The organism is Chroococcidiopsis sp., from assembly GCF_051657925.1.
Classification (GTDB): Bacteria; Cyanobacteriota; Cyanobacteriia; order Cyanobacteriales; family Chroococcidiopsidaceae; genus Chroococcidiopsis.
Genome location: NZ_JBOFLP010000295.1, coordinates 12758 through 36177 on the forward strand (window position 1 = coordinate 12758; position 23420 = coordinate 36177).

General features: G+C 45.7%; 19 protein-coding genes. All 19 read left to right on the forward strand.

The window, feature by feature from the left end; all coding sequences use genetic code 11:
- The first annotated feature begins 472 nt into the window (after positions 1 to 472).
- The 19 genes from ACRC32_RS24030 (at position 473) to ACRC32_RS24120 (ending at position 23276) form a co-directional block, all read left to right on the forward strand.
- Positions 473 to 1381, forward strand: a complete 909-nt coding sequence (locus ACRC32_RS24030; RefSeq protein WP_438556337.1) for an AraC family transcriptional regulator — start codon at positions 473 to 475, stop codon at positions 1379 to 1381.
- Positions 1382 to 1885: 504 nt separating this feature from the next.
- Positions 1886 to 3895, forward strand: coding sequence for an AGE family epimerase/isomerase (locus tag ACRC32_RS24035; protein ID WP_438556338.1), 2010 nt, complete (start codon positions 1886 to 1888; stop codon positions 3893 to 3895).
- A gap of 10 nt (positions 3896 to 3905) precedes the next feature.
- Positions 3906 to 4634 (forward strand): DJ-1/PfpI family protein, encoded by a 729-nt coding sequence (locus tag ACRC32_RS24040; RefSeq protein ID WP_438556339.1) that lies wholly within the window; start codon positions 3906 to 3908, stop codon positions 4632 to 4634.
- Between the two features lie 92 nt (positions 4635 to 4726).
- Entirely contained in the window at positions 4727 to 5581 is an 855-nt protein-coding gene (locus tag ACRC32_RS24045) for a type 1 glutamine amidotransferase domain-containing protein (protein ID WP_438556340.1), read from the forward strand.
- Positions 5582 to 5704: 123 nt separating this feature from the next.
- Complete coding sequence (locus tag ACRC32_RS24050; RefSeq protein WP_438556341.1) at positions 5705 to 7396, forward strand: thiamine pyrophosphate-binding protein; 1692 nt, start codon at positions 5705 to 5707, stop codon at positions 7394 to 7396.
- A gap of 81 nt (positions 7397 to 7477) precedes the next feature.
- Positions 7478 to 7600 (forward strand): hypothetical protein, encoded by a 123-nt coding sequence (locus ACRC32_RS24055; RefSeq protein ID WP_438556342.1) that lies wholly within the window; start codon positions 7478 to 7480, stop codon positions 7598 to 7600.
- Positions 7597 to 8295 carry an EthD domain-containing protein gene (locus ACRC32_RS24060; RefSeq protein ID WP_438556343.1) on the forward strand — a complete coding sequence of 233 codons (699 nt, stop codon included), beginning with the start codon at positions 7597 to 7599 and terminating at the stop codon, positions 8293 to 8295. The genes ACRC32_RS24055 and ACRC32_RS24060 overlap by 4 nt, the downstream gene beginning before the upstream one ends.
- A gap of 28 nt (positions 8296 to 8323) precedes the next feature.
- Complete coding sequence (locus ACRC32_RS24065) at positions 8324 to 8638, forward strand: hypothetical protein (protein WP_438556344.1); 315 nt, start codon at positions 8324 to 8326, stop codon at positions 8636 to 8638.
- 10 nt (positions 8639 to 8648) lie between these two features.
- Positions 8649 to 8963 (forward strand): Nif11-like leader peptide family natural product precursor, encoded by a 315-nt coding sequence (locus tag ACRC32_RS24070; RefSeq protein ID WP_438556345.1) that lies wholly within the window; start codon positions 8649 to 8651, stop codon positions 8961 to 8963.
- Positions 8964 to 8980: 17 nt separating this feature from the next.
- Positions 8981 to 10528: a GMC family oxidoreductase gene (locus ACRC32_RS24075; protein ID WP_438556346.1), complete on the forward strand. Its 1548-nt coding sequence runs from the start codon at positions 8981 to 8983 to the stop codon at positions 10526 to 10528.
- A gap of 63 nt (positions 10529 to 10591) precedes the next feature.
- Complete coding sequence (locus ACRC32_RS24080; protein ID WP_438556347.1) at positions 10592 to 12169, forward strand: GMC family oxidoreductase; 1578 nt, start codon at positions 10592 to 10594, stop codon at positions 12167 to 12169.
- Between the two features lie 162 nt (positions 12170 to 12331).
- Positions 12332 to 13354 carry an alpha/beta fold hydrolase gene (locus tag ACRC32_RS24085; protein WP_438556348.1) on the forward strand — a complete coding sequence of 341 codons (1023 nt, stop codon included), beginning with the start codon at positions 12332 to 12334 and terminating at the stop codon, positions 13352 to 13354.
- A gap of 161 nt (positions 13355 to 13515) precedes the next feature.
- The gene (locus tag ACRC32_RS24090; RefSeq protein ID WP_438556349.1) at positions 13516 to 14394 is read left to right on the forward strand and encodes an alpha/beta fold hydrolase; all 879 of its coding nucleotides are present in this window, start codon (positions 13516 to 13518) and stop codon (positions 14392 to 14394) included.
- A 17-nt stretch (positions 14395 to 14411) separates the two neighbouring features.
- The gene (locus ACRC32_RS24095; RefSeq protein WP_438556350.1) at positions 14412 to 14837 is read left to right on the forward strand and encodes an ester cyclase; all 426 of its coding nucleotides are present in this window, start codon (positions 14412 to 14414) and stop codon (positions 14835 to 14837) included.
- Between the two features lie 50 nt (positions 14838 to 14887).
- Complete coding sequence (locus ACRC32_RS24100; RefSeq protein WP_438556351.1) at positions 14888 to 15889, forward strand: aldo/keto reductase; 1002 nt, start codon at positions 14888 to 14890, stop codon at positions 15887 to 15889.
- 22 nt (positions 15890 to 15911) lie between these two features.
- On the forward strand, positions 15912 to 18362 hold the full coding sequence (locus ACRC32_RS24105; RefSeq protein WP_438556352.1) for an alpha-amylase family glycosyl hydrolase: 2451 nt from the start codon (positions 15912 to 15914) through the stop codon (positions 18360 to 18362).
- An 82-nt stretch (positions 18363 to 18444) separates the two neighbouring features.
- Positions 18445 to 18954: a hypothetical protein gene (locus ACRC32_RS24110; protein ID WP_438556353.1), complete on the forward strand. Its 510-nt coding sequence runs from the start codon at positions 18445 to 18447 to the stop codon at positions 18952 to 18954.
- Positions 18955 to 19012: 58 nt separating this feature from the next.
- The gene (locus tag ACRC32_RS24115) at positions 19013 to 22624 is read left to right on the forward strand and encodes an nSTAND1 domain-containing NTPase (protein ID WP_438556354.1); all 3612 of its coding nucleotides are present in this window, start codon (positions 19013 to 19015) and stop codon (positions 22622 to 22624) included.
- Between the two features lie 142 nt (positions 22625 to 22766).
- On the forward strand, positions 22767 to 23276 hold the full coding sequence (locus tag ACRC32_RS24120) for a MarR family winged helix-turn-helix transcriptional regulator (RefSeq protein ID WP_438556355.1): 510 nt from the start codon (positions 22767 to 22769) through the stop codon (positions 23274 to 23276).
- The last annotated feature ends 144 nt before the right edge of the window (positions 23277 to 23420 follow it).

Sequence of the window (23420 nt, forward strand, 5' to 3'; positions counted from 1 at the left end):
GCAAAATCGAGTGTTTTTAGTGACAATATGACACTCGTGCAATGCGAACAGAAGACTAAAACTCGAAAAGATAGTGCTGTATGCCGATCCCAATCGATTCCAACCACTGAAATAGAGCAGCGATCGCGTATGATAAAAGTCATCTTTCTGCCAACATCACTAATTCTTAATAATATTATAATAAGAGCATAGTTGGTTTACAGCGCAAACAGCACGTATATAGATGAGAAAAGACAGTTATGCTCAATAAGCATAATTTCAATTATCAATAAAAAATAGATTTGCTTCGAGTAGTAAAATTTGCTACTTAAATCTTCTTCAACTACGCACACACTTTTTTTAAACTTCCTTTTTTTCAGGATTCTATTACAAATCATCAGAAAAGCTCGGCGAATATTTAAGCATTATTCTGGAAAATAGCAAACTCTGCCTGTAGTGATTAAGTAGAGTAGCCTTTATATCATATTTTGTCATGCAGTTAGCTAATCGCGTTGCAATTCCACTGCGGACTCTGACTTTACCTGAACAAACCCCCGAGCAACAAAGGATAATAGTATTTCACTCTACAGGCTCTTCAAACTCACAATTATCACGCCCTCACTCTCATACATTTTTTGAACTTTTTTTTGTTGAAGACGGTGAAGGTTGGTATTCAATAGGCGATCGCCCTATTTGGGCTAAACCTGGCGATCTATTTTTACTCGCTCCTGGTGAGGTTCACGATCCGAGTGGACTCGATGATGCAACTAAGTGGGTTGTTGGTTTCAGTGCCGAAGCTCTTAACCCTGCCCGTGCTGAAGCCGATATGCTCTTAATGTTGCCCGATCGCCTGCTGAACTCATTTGTTCAAACTGAAAATGCCCAAACCAAGCATTATTATGTACCAACTGAGATTCGATCGCGCTGGTTAATTCTACTGGGACAACTCAAAAGCGAACTTTGCGATCGGGGATTTGGTTTTACCGAAGCAACTCGCGCTCTATTAATTCTATTACTGATAGAAACTGCTAGACTCACTGCATCTGAACTACCTGAATCAAAAAAATCTTCGCCTCAAACTCGCCCAATAGTAAAACAAGTTTTGCGCTTTATTGATGCTAATTATTGCAACTCCATTGGACTGCAAGAAGTGGCTAAGGAAGTTAATCTTTCTGCCGCTTATCTAACTGACATGATCCGCCGAGAAACTGGCAAAACCGTACTAAGTTGGATTGTCGAACGTCGCATGACAGAAGCTCGTCGCTTGCTTTTAGAAACCGATCTGGCTGTAATTCAAATTGCCGAAGCAGTTGGCTATTGTGATGCGGGTTATTTCATTCGCCTATTTCGACGACTGAACGGCACACCCCCCCAAGCATGGCGAATTATGTATCGCGGCTAGCACAAAAGTTAAAAATCAAAAGTTAAAAGTCACAAGTAGGGTGGGCAATGCTCACCCTACTATTTTTTTCAATAATTTAATTCAATAATTTGAATGTAAATATTTTTTTCATTGGCATAAATTCAGTCAATTTGATTGAAGGTCACTACGAATATAAAACATTAGTCTACAAATCTATTTGTGAGAAATAAGACAAAAAAAACAACCAATCACACAAAAAGAATGTCCATTGATGTTCGAGTTTATCTTACATACACTAATAAACATAGAACAAATAAAACTGAGGCAACCGACCAAAGGTGATGCAGTCAAACAATCGAGATGTATGGACATAGCTCTACTTAAAACTTTCTCCAATTAATGCTCTATTTTGAAAAAGCTGAAATAGAGATTTTGTGAATAGGAGTTGGCAATTTCTGCATTGCATCAATTACGAATTTGAGAATCCGATACATTTTTGATGATTGATATAGCGTAATTAGCCCTAAATCGAGGACAAAACCAATGAGACAGTTTACAATTAGTACGACCCTAATGGGTAACGTGACTGAAATCAGAGAACAAGAAGCAGCCTTTCATATTAAATGTAGAAGTGGTGACGAACTAGTCGTCAATGTGGGTAGAGAAACCCAATTTCAGTTTGTACAAAATTTAGATGGAATTAATCGCGATCGCTATCCAACCCCTGAAGGCTTTGCTTGGAGTCCGTCACAGTTAGTCAAGAAATATATTCAACGCGATCGCTTAGTTGCCGTCCAAGGCGTTTATCTTGAAGACGATCCCAATCGTCGCCTCGATGCGCGAATTATTAATATCTTACATGCTCCTGACGGCAAATTTCTGTTCGAGCAAACGCATTGGTGGTTGGTTCAAATTGCTCGTTTAGCTGATACTTGGTTAGGTTTCTTATTTCCAAATAAGATGACTTATGAAATTGATGATTTCAAACTGTATCAGACTAACTTAAACATTATCGGTTTGCGTACCGATGATAACCTGCAAGAAAGTTCGACGCTATCGCGATTGATCTACGGTCTCTCTTCTGCTTACTTACTCACTGGATGCGAAAGCTATTTATCTGCGGCGCGTGCGGGAGTCCAGTATCAAAGAGAAACTTTTCGCGGCTTAACTAGCGATGGCAAACATTGTTTTTGGGCATCTGGTAAGCGCAAAACAGATTACAGCTATCAACTGTACATGACATCGCAAAATAGTGACGATCTCAACACAATTCCGCTCTACGAACAAATATATGCCTTAGCTGGATTAGCCCAATACTATCGAATTACTCTCGACTGGGAAGTACTAGATGATATTCAACGAACAATTCGTACCTTTAACGATTACTATCTAGATTTTGAATCGAAGTATGGCGAGAATGCTTTTGGAGATTACTTCTCACACCTCGATTATGCAACCCTAAGCTGGGATAATGAGGCGTTAGGCGACAATCAAGCGAGGAAAAATTGGAATTCTATTGGAGACCATATTCCAGCTTATTTGGTCAATCTGATCTTAGCTCTTGAGCCATTGCCAAGAACTTGTGGCAACTTTGAAGAACTTCAGAAGTTTTTAAATATCTGCAAAAAGATTCTCCACACAACCAGCACGATTATCATCGAGCAGTTTCCCGATCCAGATTCGAGCATACCATTTGTGAACGAGAGGTTTTTCCGCAATTGGCAACCAGACCAATCTTGGCGCTGGCAGCAAAATCGTGCCGTGATCGGACACAACTTAAAGATTGCTTGGAACCTAACTCGCGTTGCTAATTACTACTACTTTACAGCTGATAAATCCGTAGCTGAAAACCCAGAAGCGGCAGAGCCAACAAAACAGTTTGCTGATAAGTTGATGAAGCTTGCAGATAAATTAGGCTCGACAATGGCTGAGATTGGTGTCGATCTATTCCGAGGCGGAATTTTTGATACTGTAGAGCGCCATCCCAGCAACGGATTCTCACTAGAATTCCCTTGGAGCAACACAAAAGACTTTTGGCAACAAGAACAAGCTCTCCTAGCCTACTTAATTCTGCATGGTTGCAGTAATGAAGATGAGACGCAAAAGCAAAAGTATTTAGAACTTGCTCAAGAGACAGCCGCTTTCTGGAATTTATTCTTCCTCGATCAAGACAGCAAAGGGATCTTTTTCCGAGTCACCGAAAGCGGAATGCCCGTAATTCAAGGTGGTTATGGGAATAAAGGCGGACATGCGATCTCCGGCTACCATGCCTTCGAGCTAAATTATTTAGCTCACATATACGTGAGTTCTTACGTCACGAAACAACCTTTCTGCCTTTACTTCAAACCGAATAAAAATTGTCGGCAGCGCTCTATTAATGTCTTACCTGATTTTGTCAGACCTCATAGCTTGCAAGTTAGCCGCATCAGCATTGATGGTAGCGATCGCGATGATATCGATCCCGATAACTTCCGAATTAATCTGAGCGAAAAAGAATTTCAACTCGGTTCGGAAGCAGAAATCGTCGTACAACTGAAGCCTTTAAGCGCGTAGGAGCAAACAAATGACCGCGAGAATGCTTGAAGGCAAGAAAATCGCCGTACTGGTTGAAACTGAATACATTCCCTACGAGATCGAAGCATATCAAACACGCTTTGCCGAACTAGGTGCAACCGTAGATTTGATGTCTCGGCTATGGGAACAGCCCAGCGTTCGCTTTGCCGCTGATGTCGATAGCGTAGAAGTAGCAGATCGGATCAATAGACAGGAAACGCGCCTTGCAACATTAGAAGTCAACATCGACTTTCAAAACGTAGATCTCAACGAATATGCAGCCGTCATCATGGCTGCAAATTACACCAGCGTCCGCCTACGGTACTTTCAACCCCCACAAAGACAACAAATCAGCCCAGAACAGACTCGCACCGCTCCAGCAGTCCAATTCTTCGCTAAAGCAATGGCGAATCCCAAAATCATCAAAGGGCTGCTGTGCCACGGGTTATGGTTGCTAACACCAATGCCAGAGCTACTAAAAGGACGACGAGTGATTTGTCACGAAGTTGTCTTAGCAGACATCACGAATGCAGGTGCAATTTACGTACCACCCCCTCTGGATTCTGAGCCAAACGACCCCAAAAATATTGTGGTTGACGGCGACATGGTGACGGGACGAGCAGGACATGATGTCAACGCATTTATCGATGCGATCGCGGCTCAAATCAAACAGAATTCGGAAGTCGGGAGTCGGGAGTCGGGAGTCGGGAGTCGGGAGTTGGGAGTCGGAAGTGTTTGACACACCACGCTCTTATCAACAAACGACAACAGATGACCAACAAATGACCAATGACCAATGACTAATGACCAATGACAAATTAAGAGGTTCCAATGACTAGAAAGATTTTGATTATTCTATCCGAATGGGGTTACTGGGGCGAAGAATTGATCGGTCCCCTGGAAACCTTCGATGCTGCTGGGTATCAAGTGGACTTTGCAACTCCAACAGGCAAACGACCTGTAGCCCTCACCCCTAGCATGGATGCTACATTTGTCGATCCGCCTTTAGGTCGCCCTGTAGTTTCCCAAGAAATGGCAGAGAAAGTCCGCGCTATAGACGACCCCAACAATCCCCGCTTAAATAATCCAATCAGCTTAAGAGACTGGTTGCCCGAAAGACCATATTGGAGTTCTCCTAAATTTCTGCGGGAAATGGAAGCCTACTACCGCAGACTTGAGGAAATTCGCGAGCAAGATTTGAGCCAATACGATTCGATGTTAATCGTCGGTGGTAGCGGTCCTCTGGTGGATTTAGTCAACAACCAAAGAATCCACGACCTGATCCTCAACTTCTATCAAATGGATAAACCCATTGCTGCCGAATGTTATGGCGTTCCCTGCCTTGCCTTTGCCCGCGACATCAACGATCGCAAAAGCATTATCTGGGGCAAGCACGTTACAGGTCATTGTTTGGAATATGACTACAAAGACGGTACGGGATTTATGGGAGCGAACGTCAATCCTAACTTAGGTGATATTAACTTCGGTCCTCCCTTCTATCCTCTAGAGTACATTCTGCGCGATGCCACGGGTCCAGAAGGGCAATTCCACGGTAATGTCGGGCATGAAGTTTCAGTCATTGTCGATTACCCCTTCATCACAGGTCGTTCCACCCCAGACTCTTATGCAACTGGTCAGCGGTTGGTGGAGGTTTTGGAAAAGGGATTGAGACGGTACGGCTGGTAGTAGAAGAGGACAAGGGGGACAAGGGAGAAATTACAGGTTACTGGTCACTGGTCACTGGTCACTGATAACTGGTCACTGCTCCCTACTCCCTGCTCCCTACTCCCTCTCTAAAAGGAAAAAATCATGGAAAAAAGAAACGGTAGATTTGCAATTATCGAGCAATTACTTGCTGATGGTATCCGCTACATGTTCGGCAACCCCGGTACATCTGAAGAGGGGTTTCTCGATGCACTCAGCGATTATTATCCAGAATTTGAATACATTCTTGCCTTACAAGAGACGATCGCGGTAGCAGCAGCTGATGGCTACGCTCGTTCTACCAAAAAGCCCACCGTCGTGCAACTGCATAGCGGGGTTGGTCTGGGTAATGGGATCGGAATGTTGTATCAAGCGATGCGCGGTCATGCACCACTAGTCGTACTAGCAGGTGAATCTGGCATCCAATATGATGCGATGGATGCGCAGATGGCAGCAGACTTAGTGAGTATGGCAAAACCTGTCACTAAATGGGCAACCAGGGTCGTTCATCCGAGTTCGCTGCTGCGGGTATTGCGTCGAGCGATCAAAATTGCCGCTACGCCACCGATGGGTCCGGTTTTTGTCTCTCTGCCGATGGATGTGTTGGATGCACCAAATGAGGAAGAAGTTGTTCCGACTTCGCTCCCAGTGACGCGAGTGGCTCCCGAACCGGAGACGATCGCCAAAGCCGCATCAATGCTTGCTTCAGCATCCAAACCACTAATTATCGTCGGTGACGGTATAGCTTATTCCAACGCTCAAGCAGAATTAACCCGCGTCGCCGAATTGATTGGCGCTCAAGTCTGGGGTTCGGATTCATCGGAACCAAATATGAGTGCAACCCATCCCCTGTTTGGCGGGCTATTGGGTCATATGTTTGGCGAAGTGAGCAGCCGCATTACATCTCAAGCCGATTTCGTGCTGATCTGCGGTACATACGTTTTTCCCGAAGTCTTTCCTGCTTTATCCGGTGCGTTTGCTCCTAATGCAAAAATCGTTCATATCGATTTAAATGCTTACGAAATCGCCAAGAATTTTCCTGTAGATCTAGGTATAGTCAGCGATCCGAAAATAACCCTTGCCAAGCTGGGTGCTGAATTAGAAAAAATCATGACTGCCGAGCAAAAGCGGCTAGTCGGTCAAAGAATTGCCCAAATTGCTGAAACTAAAAAGCAGCAAATGGCAGAACAGTTTGAAGCTGACAAAGCTGTGCATGACTTAGTACCGTTACATTTATCACAGTTTGCTGAGGAACTCGCCAGACATTTACCACCAAACGCGATCGTCTTCGATGAGGCAATTACTCATTCTGAAGAGCTGTGTCGCTACATTCCACCAACGACACTGGGGCATTATTTTCAGACACGGGGCGGTTCTCTCGGTGTGGGTATTCCTGGTGCAATTGGGATTAAGCTCGCCCATCCCGACAAAACGGCGATCGGCTTTTCAGGCGATGGTGGGGCAATGTATACCATCCAAGCGTTGTGGACGGCTGCGCACCACAATATTGATGCTAAGTTTGTCATTTGCAACAATCGTAGCTATCGCATTTTGAAGCTGAATATTTTGCAGTATTGGCAAGAACAGCAGCTTCCGCAAGGCGAATTTCCTGCATCTTTCGATTTGTGTCATCCCGATCTGCGATTTGACGAGCTAGCACGGGCGATGGGAGTGCAAGCCGTGCGCGTGGAAACACCAGAGCAGATCAAACCCGCGATCGCTCAAGCTCTGTTCCACAACGGTCCTTTCCTGATCGATCTCGTCATCAGTAATGAAGTCCCAAGAGCAATCGGCTAGGGACTGGAAGAGAGCAGGGAAGCAGAGGAGCAGGGGAGAGAAGAGAGCAGAGGGAGCTGGGGGAGCAGTTATCAGTGACCAGTGACCAGTGACCAGTTAACAATCCACTACACCCCACACTTCCCACACTTCCCACACTTCCCACACTTCCCACACTTCCCACACTTCCCACACCCCACATCCCACACCCTTTCTTCACTATGATTCATCAATTGATCTTTGCCCATCCCAGACCAGGGATGAGTGAGAAAGACTTTCAAGACTACTGGATTAACATTCATGCGATAAATTATGCCAGTAAAATTCCTCAAATTAGAAGGTATTTAATCGATTTAAGAATTCCTTTTGGAGCAGAGCCAGAAGACCCTCTTTTTAGTGGTGTTGCTGAAATTTGGCTAGAAAATGAAGCAGAACAAATTGCTTCGCTTCAGTCTAAAGAGTTTATCGAAGGAGCGCGGCGAGATGAGCCGAACTGGGCAGCATTTTGGCGTACGGTCGGGTTAGATACGACAGCTCATGTTTTGATGGCAGGAGAACCGCTACAAAGAGACTCCGAGCGAATCAAGCTATTAGTAATGGTAAAGCGAAAAGCTGGAATGCCATTAGCAGAATTTCGCCACACGATGTTGCACGATCATGCAGCTAAAGTTATGGAACTTCCAGGTTTGCAACGCTATCTTCAATGTCACGTTCGCGATAGTTTTTACGCGATCGGTGAATCTATTCTCGACTGCGTATCGCAACTTTGGTTTGACGATTTATCATCTCTGGAGACAGCTCTGAGTTCACCAGAATACGAAAAATTCGTCCTACCAGATTTTGAACATCTTTTTGAAACTAATTACGTTCATAGTATGGTGACAACTGAAAACTGGATTATTGGACCAGAGTTTCGTTAAAAAAGATGCAATCGAGGAGATAGGGATTATGTCGAAAGAAAGCGTAATTGATTTTTTCAGAGTTTGTTATCGCGATACAACTTTGTTTGCGAAATTCGAGCAAAAGAATTTACCTGAAGTTATTTTACACGCTAAAAGTTTGGGTTACAGCTTTAATGGCGAGGAATTAGCTGAGGTTATTGGAGGTATGGAAGCTCAGATTATTACAGAGAGAATGGGTGAAGCGATCGATGCCAACAGTAGTCTGTGGCGAAGAATGTGGGGAAAGTCTCGCCTGCAATATGTGGTTGAAGAACTATTTCAGACTTTCTCTGAGGCAGAACTAAAGCAGTTTCTTAACTAATAAAAATCCGATGGCAAGAACAGAAGTAGTTAACTTTTTACAAGCACTCGTTCGCCAGCCTGAATTACAAGCCAAATTAAAAACTCTTCCTAAACCAGAAGTTTTGGCATATGCGGAGCAAGCGGGTTATAAGTTTACCGAGTCAGAATTCGACGATACTGTTTGGGGAATCGAAATTTTTTTAGCAAATAAATTGGGGGAAAATTTCGATTTGACATTTAGTTTGTGGGAAACAATGTGGGGCAAATACTATCTTGAATATCTCGCTGCTAACGTCATTGATAGTTTATCCCAAAAAGAGATTGATGAGTTTCTAAACCAGTGAAAAAGGTGGACTAGTCAATGAATTTTGAACGTACATTTGATTACATTATTGTAGGTGCTGGCGCGGCTGGTTGTGTCATTGCCTACCGACTGATGAAAAATTTGGGTTGTAGTGTTTTGTTACTAGAAGCAGGCAGTCCAGATAGTAACCCCGCCATCCACAACACAGATATGCAGTCGATGACTTCTCTGTGGGATTCTAATGCAGATTGGGGTTACTCAACCGAACCAGAACCAGGTTTAGGCGATCGCCAAATCTCCATTGCGCAAGGAAAAGTTTTGGGCGGCGGGACTTCAATCAATGCCATGATGTACATTCGAGGCAATCGTCGCGACTACGATCGCTGGAAATATTTAGGCAACGAAGGTTGGAGTTACCAAGAAATTTTACCCTATTTCAAGAAATCGGAAGATTATGAAGGGGGAGCCTCTGAATATCGAGGTGTAGGGGGACCTTTACACGTCATTAACTATCGCAATCCCGCGCCTGTATCCCAGGCTTTCGTGTCAGCAGCGATGGAATTGGGATATGGGGGTAATGGCTGGGACTGCAACGGCGCACAACAGGAAAATGGCGCATTTTTCTATCAATCGACTCGCACTCAAGATAACCAGCGTTGCAGTACGGCTGTTGCTTTTCTCCGACCAATTCTCGGACATCCCAATTTCACGGTAGAAACTAACGCGCAAGTCACGCGACTGTTATTTGCTAAACAGCGGGTTATTGGGTTGGAATATCTGCAAGACGGCAAAATTCACCAAGTTAAAGCCGAAGCAGAAGTCATTCTTAGTTGCGGTACATTTGAATCGCCAAAACTGTTGATGCTTTCTGGTATTGGAGCTGCCGAACATTTGCAAGCTCATGGTATTCCGCTCGTAGTTGACTTACCAGGAGTTGGTAAAAATCTGCAAGATCATTTGCTATTTGGAGTTGGATATAGCTGCAAGCAAGAACAACCCGTACCTAATCTTCTTTCCGAAGCAGGTTTGTTTACTTACACTAGCAGCGACATCGATCGCAGTACGAACTCACCCGATTTGCAATTCTTTTTTGGACCCGTACAATTTTTAGAACCTCAGTATCAAGTCGATGGCCCTGGCTTTACTTTCGCACCAATTTTAGTGCAGCCGCAAAGTCGAGGAACTGTTTCTTTAAGATCTAACAATCCTCAAGATTTAGCTGTTTTGCGTCCTAATTATTTACAATCTGAAGCCGATCTTGATGTATTAATTCGAGGAATTGAATTATCGAGAGAATTAGTGAATACTCGTGCTTTTGATGAATTTCGCGGTGAAGAATTAGCCCCAGGAATTTCTGTAACTAGCAAAGCAGAATTAAGCGCTTATGTTCGACAAGTTGCTTCCACTGTTTGGCATCCAGTCGGGACTTGCAAAATGGGAAGCGATCGCGATGCTGTTGTCAATGCTCGACTTCAAGTCTATGGAGTAGAAGGACTGCGAGTTGCAGACGCTTCGATTATGCCCACAATTACTAGCGGAAATACGAACGCTCCTACTATCGCTATTGGTGAAAAAGCAGCCGATTTAATTATTGCCACTCGATAAATTGGCAGAACTAAAAACAAAAATTCCAAAACCAAAAATTAATTTATGGAGTGAGAGGCGATCGTGACAGAAACTTTTGATTATATTATTGTTGGTTCGGGTGCGGCAGGTGCAACCGTTGCTTATCGCTTGAGCGAACTTGCTGATGCCAAAATCTTAATTTTGGAAGCTGGCGGAACTCAAAATTGGGAAGCTATTGACGTTCCCTATCGCTGGAATGAGTTGCTATTGACCGAAATCGATTGGGCTTACATGAGCGTTCCCCAGCCAGGGTTAGCTAACAGACAAATCTATTCTGCGGCTGGCAAGCTGATCGGCGGAACTTCCAATATTTATCACATGATTCACACCAGGGGTAAGGCTGCTGATTTTGATGATTGGGCTTACAACGGTTGTTCCGGCTGGTCTTTCAAAGATGTGCTGCCTTATTTTCAAAAACTGGAAAATCAGGAAGACGACACCAACCCTACTGCGGGTAAAGGTGGTCCAATTAATATCATTGATGCTAAATACGAAGGCAACCCAGCTTCACAAACTTTCATCGATGCTTGTGTAGAACTAGGTTATCCTTACGTCAAAGACTTTAATGCCGAGGATTTTGGTGTTGGTTGGCATCACGTTGATATTAAAAATGGTAAACGCGCTGGAGTCAGAACTGCCTATTTAGAACCAGCTTTAGCTCGTCCTAATGTCACTTTAAGCAGCAATTCCCAAGCGACAAAACTATTAATAGAAAACAATCGTTGTGTAGGAGTTGAATATCAGCAGGACGGAGTTTTAAAGACTGCCAGAGCCGATCGCGAAGTCATTGTTTGTGCAGGTGCAATTCAATCGCCAAAATTATTGCTGCTTTCAGGTATTGGCAATCCAGAACAACTGCAACAATTCAACATACCTACAGTAGTCGATTTACCAGGTGTAGGAGAAAATTTTCACGACCATCCACTGATTATCGGTCCTATGGGCATGATGTCCGAACCAGGAGCCGATCCCAAGGGCAACATGACCGAAGTTGCCTTATTTTGGAAATCCGAACCGTCAATGCTGGTTCCCGATTTAGAAATTTGTTTGGTGCATCGCGCTCCATTTGGCGAATCATTTTTCGGTAACGTCATCCAACGCCTGCAAACGAATCAACCAATTGCACCAGTTAGCCAGCTTGTCGATCCGAGAATCATTTTGGCACTACCTGGTTTGGTGCGTCCGCTATCGCGTGGCTGGGTGCGTTTGGCAAGTAGCGATCCAATGGCTAATCCGCTAATTAACGCCAATTATGGCGCAGAAAAATCGGATATCGATCGCATGGTCGAGATGGTAAAAATAGCCCGTCAGATTTATCAAACTCAAGCCTTCGCGAAGTTAGGTTTGACAGAAATCAATCCAGGTCCAGAAGTCAACAGCGAAGCAGCACTCAGAGATTGGGTGATTAATAATGTCGGTTCCTACTACCACTACGTAGGATCTTGCAAAATGGGTGTCGATCGCATGGCAGTTGTAGATACGCAACTGAAAGTTTACGGCGTGGAAGGATTGCGCGTCGCAGATGCTTCCGTCATGCCCGCCATCCCCTCATCCAACCCCCATACAACAATCGTCGCGATCGGCGAAAGAGTCGCAGATTTTATCAAACAAGAGTTGTAAGTCGTAGGGGCGGGTTTAGCAAATCGATCTCCAACTAAGACAGTAGATCTTGGGTCAAAACCCGCCCGTACAGGTTAATTATCGATCGCCGTCAACAATTAACCATCAACCATCAACCATCAACCATCAACCATTAACCATCAACTATCACTAGAGGTCAAAATGCCGGAACAAACACAAACAGAAATTTTCGATTTAGGCGATTTCCAACTATCAACTGGATTTATCCTCTCGAATGCCAAACTAGCGTACAAAACCCACGGGAAATTGAACGCAGCCAAAGACAATGCAATTCTGTTTCCACATTTCTTAGGCGGAGCGCCAGAAGCTCTAGAAATCTATATTGGCGAAGATCGTCCGCTCGACCCGCGCAAATACTTTATCATCTTACCTGGGCTGTTAGGTAACGGTGTTTCTTCCTCGCCTAGCAACACAGCTCCACCATTCGATCGCGGAGCCTTCCCGCAAACTTACATTGCTGATGATGTCATCGCTCAGCATCGGCTCGTCACTGAAAAGTTCGGGATCGACGAACTGTATTTGGTACTCGGTTGGTCGGTCGGTGCGCTGCAAACCTATGAGTGGGCAGTTCGCTTTCCCCACATGGTCAAGCGCGCGGCTTCGATCGCAGGCGCTCCCAAGCCTTCTCCGTGGACTCTTTTATGGTTGCGGACGGCAATTGAGGAGCCGATTTTATCCGATCCGGCATGGAATAACGGCTTCTACACCGATCCCCAAGCCGTACAAGCTGGATTGCGCCGTCAAGCACATGTCATGGCGCTGACACTACCACCGCTGGGATTCTACCGTGAAGGCGAAGAAGTCTGGCGGACGATCGGCTTTGCTTCTATGGATGATTTTGTGTCTCGCTTCTGGGAAGCCTTTATGCTGCCCCAAGACCCCAACAATTTAGTGAATCAATCGCGCAAGACCCGCGCTGCCGACCCCAGTGCTGGTGGTGACTTGTCCGCCGCACTCAGCCGCATTAAAGCACAGATGTTTGTGGTTGCTTTCACTGGCGATCGCATGTTTCCGCCGGAAGAATGTAAGCGCGATGCTGAGAGGATTCCCAACGCTAAGTATTGGGAAGTGAACAGCATCGGCGGACACTTGACGACATTCTCCCTGACCGAGCAAGACAGACAGGCGATGGATGACGTGCTGCGGCAAGTGCTAACAGCCTAGAGGGAGTAGGGAGCAGGGAGTAGGGGGACAAGGGGGACAAGGGGGACAAGGGAGCAGGTGGGCAACTACCAATTACCAATTACCAACTACCAACTACCAACTACCAACTACCAACTGCATTCCTTTTGCAAGAAATTTAGTATTTTCATAGGAGACAACCAATGTACATCGGTCGCGATTGGTCAATAGATCACAACCAAAGGGCAAAAGTCAACAACGCCGAACTCAGATATGCGTTAGTGGGGAGTGGCGAACCCGTACTGTGCATTCATGGCACGAATATTGCTGACAGTCTGATTACACCGCTACAGTTTTGTCCCCAACTGTTTGAAAAATACCAGTTTATTAGCTACTACAGAGCTGGCTACAACGGCAGCACGTTAGAGAAAGATAGTTTGAGCATTGAGGAAGGTGCAGCACACGCTAAACAATTACTGGAGCATTTAGGGATTGAAAAAGCTCACATTCTGGCTTTTTCCTTTGGTGGCGTAATTGGCTTCCAGTTCATGCTTTCCTATCCTGAGATGGTACATTCTGCCATCCTGCTCGAACCATACTTGCCGAGAGAAGCACCAGAGGCAGTTGAAGCAAACGTGAATGCCTTTAACCGAGCGATGGATCTGTTTAAAGCTGGCGATCGCCTGGGTGCTGCTCAGCGCTACATGGTAGATGTCTGCGGACACAGTTTTCTGAGTGCTGTCGATATGACAAATCCAATTGACGTGTGGGACAGAGTTGCCGTTGATGCCAATATCGCTTTCACGATTGATTTCCCGGCAATTTCCAATTGGGGATTCAGAATGTCAGAGGCAGATCGGCTAGTCGAGAAAAAACCAACTATGCCAGTTTTGGCGGCGATGGGATTAGACAGTGAAGCGGCGATGCCTGGTTTTCGCGAAACGCAGCAGTTTCTCATCGACTGGCTGCCGCAAGCCGAACGCTGCGGCATTATGAATGCAACTCACGGGATGCAAAGCATGAATCCCGTAGAAGTCGGACAAGCTGCACTGGCTTTTCTCCAAAAGCACCCAATGAATTAAGCCGGAGAAGTATTTGTATGTCTTTACTCGCACAAGCCGAGCAGTTCTTTGCAGCACTTAATACCCACGATCTAGACATGGTAGCTGCCGCGATCGCCCCGTCAGCCAGCGTTCGCACCCCCATAGGATCGTTTACTGGCGGTGAAGCCTACCGAGAGTGGATGTTGATGCACTTCCGAGCGCTACCGGATTTTACTCACGAAATTCGCGGTATGGCAGCTGAATCAGACCGAACGCTTGCCTTCGAGCTGCACGCTACTGGAACCATGACTGGTCCTCTGGCTATGCCAGGTGGTGATTTGCCTCCTACGGGCAGAACCATCAATATCTCGGCATCCGATTTCTGGCGATTTGAAGATGGGCTGATTGTTGAGTATCATCTCTACTTCGATCGGCTCGATTTCTTCGGGCAACTGGGACTAACGCCACCAGCTGATTATTAATTTTTGACGCGATCTTGTATCTTTCTATTAACGCTTTTTGAAGGAAGGTTATGCAGACACGCACTCTCGGTAACAACGGTCCAAATGTCTCTGCTCTGGGTCTAGGGTTGATGGGGATGTCAGATTTCTACGGTCCCGCTGACGCAGCTGAAAGCATCTCCACCATACACGATGCTCTCGCAGCTGGGATTACGTTATTGGATACAGGAGACTTCTACGGATCGGGTCATAACGAGATGCTCCTGCGCGAAGCCCTGAAAGGTCGCAGGCGTGAAGATGTCTTTATCGCCGTCAAATTCGGGGCGATGCGATCGCCTAACGGTGGTTTTATTGGCGTTGATTGCCGTCCCGTTGCTGTGAAAAACTTCCTTGCCTACACGCTCAAACGGCTAGGAACCGACTACATCGATCTTTACCAACCAGCGCGTATAGACCATACAGTGCCGATCGAGGAGACAGTCGGCGCGATCGCCGAAATGGTGGAAGCGGGATACGTCCGCCATATTGGACTTTCAGAAGCAGGAGCCGAAACCCTGCGCCGCGCCCAAGCCGTTCACCCGATTAGCTGGCTGCAAATTGAATATTCGCTCCTCAGTCGCGGTATCGAAGCTGAAATTCTGCCTACAGCCCGCGAACTCGGCATCGCGATCGCTGCCTATGGAGTCCTGTCGCGCGGTCTTTTGAGCGGTCACTGGTCGAAACAACGATCCGAAACAGCCCGCGATTTTCGCGCCCACCTGCCCCGCTTTACGGGCGCAAACCTAGATTGCAACCTCGCCCTCGTCGAAGCGCTACGGGCGATTGCCGACGAGAAAGGGGCGACAGTGGCTCAAGTCGCGATCGCTTGGGCTTTAGCGCAAGGATCGGACATTATTCCCCTGGTTGGCGCGCGTCGGCGCGATCGCCTTGCTGAGGCGCTGGGGGCGTTAGAAATAGAGCTGTCTGTGGCAGATCTCGCCCGGATTGAAAAGGCAGTACCAACAACTGCGGTGGCGGGCGATCGCTACGATGCTGGGCAGATGGCTATGCTCGACAGCGAAAGAAAAACATAAAGACGTTAACAAGAGTTTTGCTATGCCTACCATTCAATTTACATATTGCACGGGATTAAGAAGAGAGATTTTTGCCAACGTCCGCTTAACTGGTAACTGGGACGGCAACGGACGCTATTCGGAGCAGTGGACGACTATCCCCATGCAACAATCTATTGGTGAAGATGGTTGTCCCTGCTTTACAACGACAGTCGATTTAGATGATTCGCAGGTTGGCTGGTTATTCCGTTGGGGTGTAATTTTAGATAGCCCAGTAGGTGCAGATTGGTGGGGTATCGCCACTGAAATTAACGATAGTAATTCGAGCGATCGCTACCGCAGTTTTACACTACAACCTGACAGCGGTAAACCGCAACAAGAACGCTATTACCTCACCCATTCCCGTCTCCTGGGAGCGCAAAAATACTATACCGAGGCTCCCCAACCAGCAATTCAATTTGCCGTCTGGTCGCCTAACGCTCAGAATGTAGAAGTGGTTTTTGGTGGCACTAGCGGTTACATCAGCGATGACGGTTCCGGTATCGACTCCGCTCGCGGTACGCTGGCTTTGTCTCGACAAAACAATGGCATTTGGCAGACGAATGTTGCAAATTCCGCCCTCGCTAATTTCGCCAATTTTGACCATCTGCCCTATATGTATCGGATTACGAAACAGAACGGCAGAGTGGAGTATAAAACAGATTTGTATTCCCGCTGTCAGATAGGTCAAGGAAATATCAATCCCAATGGCGCAGCTTATACTGGCGATTACCGCGACCTTGATGGTTCGGTGAGTTGTTCGGTAGTTGTCGATCCCGATCGAGTGCTGAGAGAATTTCAAGGAGGTATTTCGCCCACATCGACAGAATTTATCTCTGAAGCAGAGTTTTGGCAAAACGAATTTAATCCCAATCGTCCCCTTCCCCGTCGCGTTGAAGATCTCGTTATCTACGAACTGCATATTGGTGCGTTGGGATACGGTACGAATCGACCTGGCAATTTTGCCGATGCCATGCAACTGCTGCCCTATTTAGTCGATTTGGGTGTCAATGCAGTTGAACTGTTACCCATGTCTGAATTTCGGGACGAACAAAATTGGGGTTACGAAACATCCCACTACTTTGCTTTAGAATACAGCGCGGGTGGTCGCGACCAACTGAAGCATTTCGTCCGAGAGTGCCATCGCAACGGCATTGCCGTAATTATGGATGTCGTCTACAACCACTACTCTCCAGATGCCGGACGCGCGCAATGGGCTTATGATTCGGACATTCCCGAACAAAACATTTATTACTGGTACGAGGGTAACTCTAGCAATTATTTCTACACCGACGGCAGGCACTTCCCAGAAGGCGGATATGTAGACAACATGTCCACTGGCTTTTCTCCCCGCTTTCATGAGGAGATGGTGCGCAAGATGTTTATCAGCAGCGCCGCGACTCTATTAGAAGAGTTTCATGTTGACGGTTTCCGCGTCGATCAAACAACTTCGATGCACTCATATAACGTACTACATGCCGATGGTAGACCGTTAGGTAACGTTAATGTTTTTGGGGCTAAATTCCTGAGAGAATGGTGTCGGACGTTAAAGCTGATCCGCCCAGATGTGATGTTGATGGCGGAGGATCATTCTGATTGGGATCGAGTTACCGAGTCAACTGAGAATGGTGGTTTGGGGTTTGATGCGGCTTGGTATTCCAGTTTCTACCATAATTTAGTCGGCGATGCCAGCGCCGGAAGAGAATATGCCAAACTCATTCCCACGGCTGGTTATGGTAACAACGATCCGCTAGCAATGGATTATTTTGTAGGTGCTTTAGCGACATCCGGCAGTCACAAAGTTGTCTACCACGAATCCCACGACGAAGCAGGTAACTCATATTACGACGAAGGTGGCAATCGGGTTGAATCGCGGCGCACGATTGTAGCAGCAGTGAACTCTGCACCTTTAATTGGCGAGACGCGGCGCTTTGCTGAGGCACGCTGTCACTTTGCTTGTGGCGTGACAATGCTGAGTGCGGGTACGCCGATGTTTCTCATGGGTGAAGAAATTGGGGCGCAAAAAGCCTACAGATACCGTGGCTTCATGGACAACCGCGAAGATTTGCTAGGCGAACGGCAAACTAACGGACAGCGATTGTTTCAATTCTATCAGGATATTATCCGACTGCGACTCAACAATTCAGGATTGCGATCGCACAATATCGATATTATCCACGCCCACAATGCTAACCGAGTTATTGCATTTAGACGCTGGGACAACTCTCAAGAATTTCTAATTGTCGCCAGTCTCAACAATAATCCTTTTGGTTCGGGATATGCGATCGAATCTTCTCGACTTGGAAATGGTTCTTGGCGCGAGATTTTTAACAGCGATGCCGAACCTTATGGGGGAAATAGTGTCGGCAACTTAGGCGGATCTATTGCTTCTAGCAATGGTTGGATTAATGTTGTCATTCCAGCAAACGGATTTGTCGTTTTGCAACGAGTTTAGATTTCTCCAAAATCTTTAAAAGTAGGGTGCGGTATTTAACGCACCCTACTAGTGAAACTTTTAACTTTTGACTTACTTCATCATGCCAAAATACACAGTTGAAGATGTTCTAGATATCATTAAAACCTTCACTCCAGAGGAAAAAATTGCCCTGCAATCTCAGCTAGCCACGGTTTTAAATTCTACAGCAGGTGTAACACCTTCAAGTAGAAACCGGCAGTCTCAATCCTTTGGTAACGTCACCCTTGGCAGCGGCAATACTTTTGATGCCAATCAGATTTCTGCTGAAGGTTCGGTAAACTTAGCTCGTAGCACAAACAAAGATGAATTTGCTAAAAAAGAAATTCAAGAAGCTTTGGATTTATTGCAAACGCTGAAACAAGGAATTGCTCAAACTGAGAAGCTGAATGTATTAGAAAAGAAAAATGCTGAGGCAACGATTTCAGTTGTAGAAGAAGAACTTGTCAAGCCCAAACCAGATAAAAATTTATTGGTGCAAGCTGGTACTGCTTTAGAAACTTGTTGTAAAAAAGTAGCAGAATTTGCCGATCCTGCCTTGGCTGTTGCTAATATTATCGCCATGATTGTTTAACTTTTTATTAGGGAGCAGGGAGCAGGGAGCAGGGAACAGAGAATAGAAAGGATAAGCAATGCTAAACAGTCAACAACAAGTACAAAGTTTCGGTGATATTGCATTAGGAGATGGAAACGTTTTTACGGTAAACCAAATCCTCCAAGTCACTGCCTCTGCAATTCAAACTCGCCCGCTCAATCCAACTTCGCCTTATCGAGGACTGAAAAAGTTTGAGTTTAATCATAAAGATTTTTTCTTTGGTCGCGATCGCCTGATTGCCAATTTAATTGAAATCGTCAGTCAAAGTAATTTTATCCTACTTTTGGGTGCGTCTGGAAGCGGCAAGTCATCTTTAGTTCGGGCTGGGATTATCCCTCAACTCGCCGAAAGGTTAGGTGCTAAATTTCGCGACTTTACATTCACCCCCGATCGCAATCCCTTTGAATCTTTCCGCATTAGCTTGATTGGTAAAGGCTACAAGCAATCCGAAGTAGAATCTGCTTTTGACACCTTTAAAATCCCTCTAAATCAAGGTATTCATGCATTAAAAGAAAAAGATTCCCAGTGGCTCATATTTATCGATCAGTTTGAAGAAGTTTTTACTTTATGCCAAGATTTAGAACAACGCAAAAAATTTATTGACAATTTAGTTGCTATTGCTAAATCGAATCGACAGTCCGTTAAAATTATCTTAGCAATGCGGGCAGATTTTTTAGATCGTTTTAGTCCCTATCCCAACTTAGGTAAAATTGCGCAGCAGAATATTCATCTCGTTACCGATATGCATCCAGACGAGTTGAGGCAGGCGATCGAACAACCTGCTGCCCATCAGGGTGTCATTTTTGAAGCTGGATTAGTAGAAGAAATTATTCGAGATATTCAAGGACAAGCTGGTTCTTTACCTTTGTTACAATATACTTTAGATTTACTTTGGCAACATGAAGATATTTCAGACCGTACTCTAAACATTAAAACTTATCGAGAATTGGGCGGCGTACGCGGAGCATTACAAAGTCATGTCGAGTGCATTTATCAGCATTTAAAACCACAAGAGCAACTTGCGGCAAAACAAATTTTTTTGAGATTGATCGATTTAACCGCAACAGAAAAAGAATTCAATATAGTAGGAAAAGCTGTCAGTCGTCGCGCCCATCTGACCGAATTTGATAATCAATTAGTTCAAGGTATTTTAGATCGATTAATTGACAGCAACTTATTAGTCACTAATCGACAAGAACAATCGACTGTAGAAATTGCCCACGAAATTTTAATTAACTCTTGGTCAACTCTGAAAGAATGGATTGAAGATAGTAAAGAAGCGCTCGCCATTCGCAATCGATTATCAGAAGATGCCCAGCGATGGCAAGATGCAGGTAAACCAGCAGATGAACTCTGGAGTGGTTCTAAGTTACAACGGGTAGAAGAACTACGGCAAAAACAAGAATTCGATCGCTTAGGTGGATTATCTCAGTTAGAAAATCAATTTATCGATGCCAGCATAGCAGAACGCGATCGCCGTCTTTGGGAAGCAGAAACGCGCAGAAAGCAACAACTTATAGCAGTTTCCGGCACATCAATTATTTTTGCTGGACTCGCACTTTTGGCAGGCGTGCAATGGCATCAAGCTGAACGACAGAAGACAATTTTATGGTTGCGCGAACGGGCAAATCAAGCTACCAACCTATTAAACTTTAACCCAGTAGCAGGAGTAACGAGCGCGATCGCCTTAACTGGTGAGAGTATAGACCGATTTGGCGATCGATCCGCGCAGATTTTACCCCAAGTACGTTCTAGTTTACGGGATGCGATCGCCGTATCGACGGAACGCAATGCCCTCAGAGGACATCAGGGTGCTGTTTGGGCATCTGCTTTTAGTCCTGATGGTCAAATTATTGCTAGTGGTAGCATCGATAAAACTATACGATTGTGGGACAAATCTGGAAAGCCAATCGGTCAGCCTTTTCAAGGACACCAGCAAGGAGTTTTCTCCATTGCTTTTAGCCCTGACGGACAGTATATAGTCAGTGGTAGCGCCGATGGTACAGTACGATTGTGGGATCGCTCCGGTCAGGCGATGGGTCAACCGTTCCAAGGTCATGCAAACCATATCAAATCAGTTGCCTTCAGCCCTGATGGAAAATATATAGTTAGCGGCGGCGATGATGGCACAGTCAGATTATGGAACTTACAAGGCAATCCTGTAGGTCAGCCAATTCAAACACGACAAGGGCAAGTTTGGTCAGTCGCCTTCAGTCCAGACGGACAATATATTGCTAGCGGTGGTACTAACAACACGATTCGGCTGTGGGACAAACAAGGAAATTCACGGAGTCAGCCTTTTCGGGGTCATCAAGACCATGTGTTTGCAGTTTCCTTCAGTCCAGACGGAAAAGCGATCGCGAGTGGTAGTGCCGATAATACAATTCGATTATGGGATCTCAGGGGCAATGCGCTCGGTCAACCCTTCACCGGACACGAAGATTTTGTCCGTTCCGTCACCTTTAGCCCCGATGGAAAGTATATTTTGAGTGGCAGCGACGATAAAACAATTCGCTTGTGGGATTTAAAAGGACATCAAATCGGTCAACCGCTAATCGGACACGAATATTATCTTTACTCAGTTGGCTTTAGCCCTGATGGAGAAACAATTATTAGTAGTAGCGAAGATAATACAGTTCGCTTATGGAATCGAGCCAATTTTCAGCTCGATCGCACTCTGACGGGACACCAGGATAAAGTTTTAGCTGTAGCTATGAGTCCCGATGGGCAGTACGTTGCAAGTAGCAGTGCTGACAAGATAATTCAGTTGTGGGATAAATCTGGAAATCCTCTGGCTCAGCTACAAGGTCATCAAGGTGCTGTAAACTCAATTGCTATTAGTTCTGACGGACAGTATATTGCCAGTGGTAGCGACGATCGCACAATTCGATTGTGGAATAAACAGGGTGCGATCGCGCGTCCGTTCCAGGGACATGCAGGTGATGTATTCTCGGTCGCAATTAGTCCTGATGGGCAATTGATTATTAGTGGTAGTGCAGACGGCACAATTCGATTGTGGGATAAACAGGGTAACGCGATCGCGCGTCCCTTCCAAGGACATGAAGGTGGCGTATTCTCAGTTGCCATCAGTCCTGATGGACAACAGATTATCAGCGGTGGTAACGACAAAACAATTCGCGTGTGGGATCTAAAGGGCAATCCTATCGGTCAACCCTGGCGCGGACATCCAGATGAAGTTCACTCAGTTGCTTTTAGTCCTGATGGAAAATATGTCGTTAGCGGTAGCCGCGATCGCACGGTACGATTGTGGGATCGCCAAGGCAACGCGATCGGTCAGCCTTTTTTAGGGCATGGTAGTCTCGTTACATCCGTTGCATTCAGCCCAAATGGAGAATATATCGTTAGTGGTAGTCGCGATCGCACGGTAAGACTGTGGGATTTACAAGGCAATGCGATCGGTCAACCGATGCAAAAACATGAAGCTTCTGTCACCTCAATTGCAATTAGCCCCGACGGGCAACATATTGTCAGCGGGAGTTGGGACAAAACAGTACAATTATGGCAAGGTGGTAGTTTCTCAACTTGGTTGAAAACAGCTTGCAACAAACTACAAGCGCATTCCATTCTCACCACATCTGCCACAGAAACAGCCAAGATAGCCAACAAAACCTGTCAAATTAAGTCGTAGTTGGTCATTTGTCATTTGTCATTTGTAAGGGGCGAGAGGCAAGAAAAATAAACCTGTGAACCTGTGAATTCTTTCTCTTCCCCTGCTCCCTGCTCCCTGCTCCCTGCTCCCTGCTCTCTGACAACTGATAACTGATTATTATATGGTTTCCTCCCGCAGTATCCCCAACCGTCAGACGATCGAGCAGCTGGCTCAACAATTTCCAGAAGTTGATATTGCTTCAGTCGAAACCTGTTTGGCTTTTCTCGATACTACTGCTGATGTTTATACTGCCCTAGAAACTCATTTTGCTCGTCACGGCTTATCTGTGGGCAAGTTTACCCTAATAATGCAATTGTTTGTGGCTGGGGAACAGGGACTTACACCTTCGGGTTTTGCCGAACGTGCGGGTGTCACTCGTGCAACTATTACCGGACTGTTAGATGGATTAGAACGGGAAAAATTAGTGCAGCGCCAACCCTATCCAGGCGATCGCCGAATGCTAACGATCCATCTGACTGACAAGGGACGAGAACTCGTCTCAAATCTCCTCCCAGAGCATTTTTGCCGCACGACAAGCATGATGTCTCAGTTGACAGATATCGAAAAAAAGACATTGATCGAGTTACTCGGCAAACTGCGCTCTGGTACTGCTGCAATGCGCGAACCATAACTGCAACTAAACTCATTTGCGATCGTACTGTAGGATATAGTTAGGCAGCTAACTATATGGCGGCTAGCAAAGTTCTTGATGCAGTATCGCATAAGACTAATCTACTTAGTCGAACTTGACCTTTACTGCTCGTGCATTCGATAC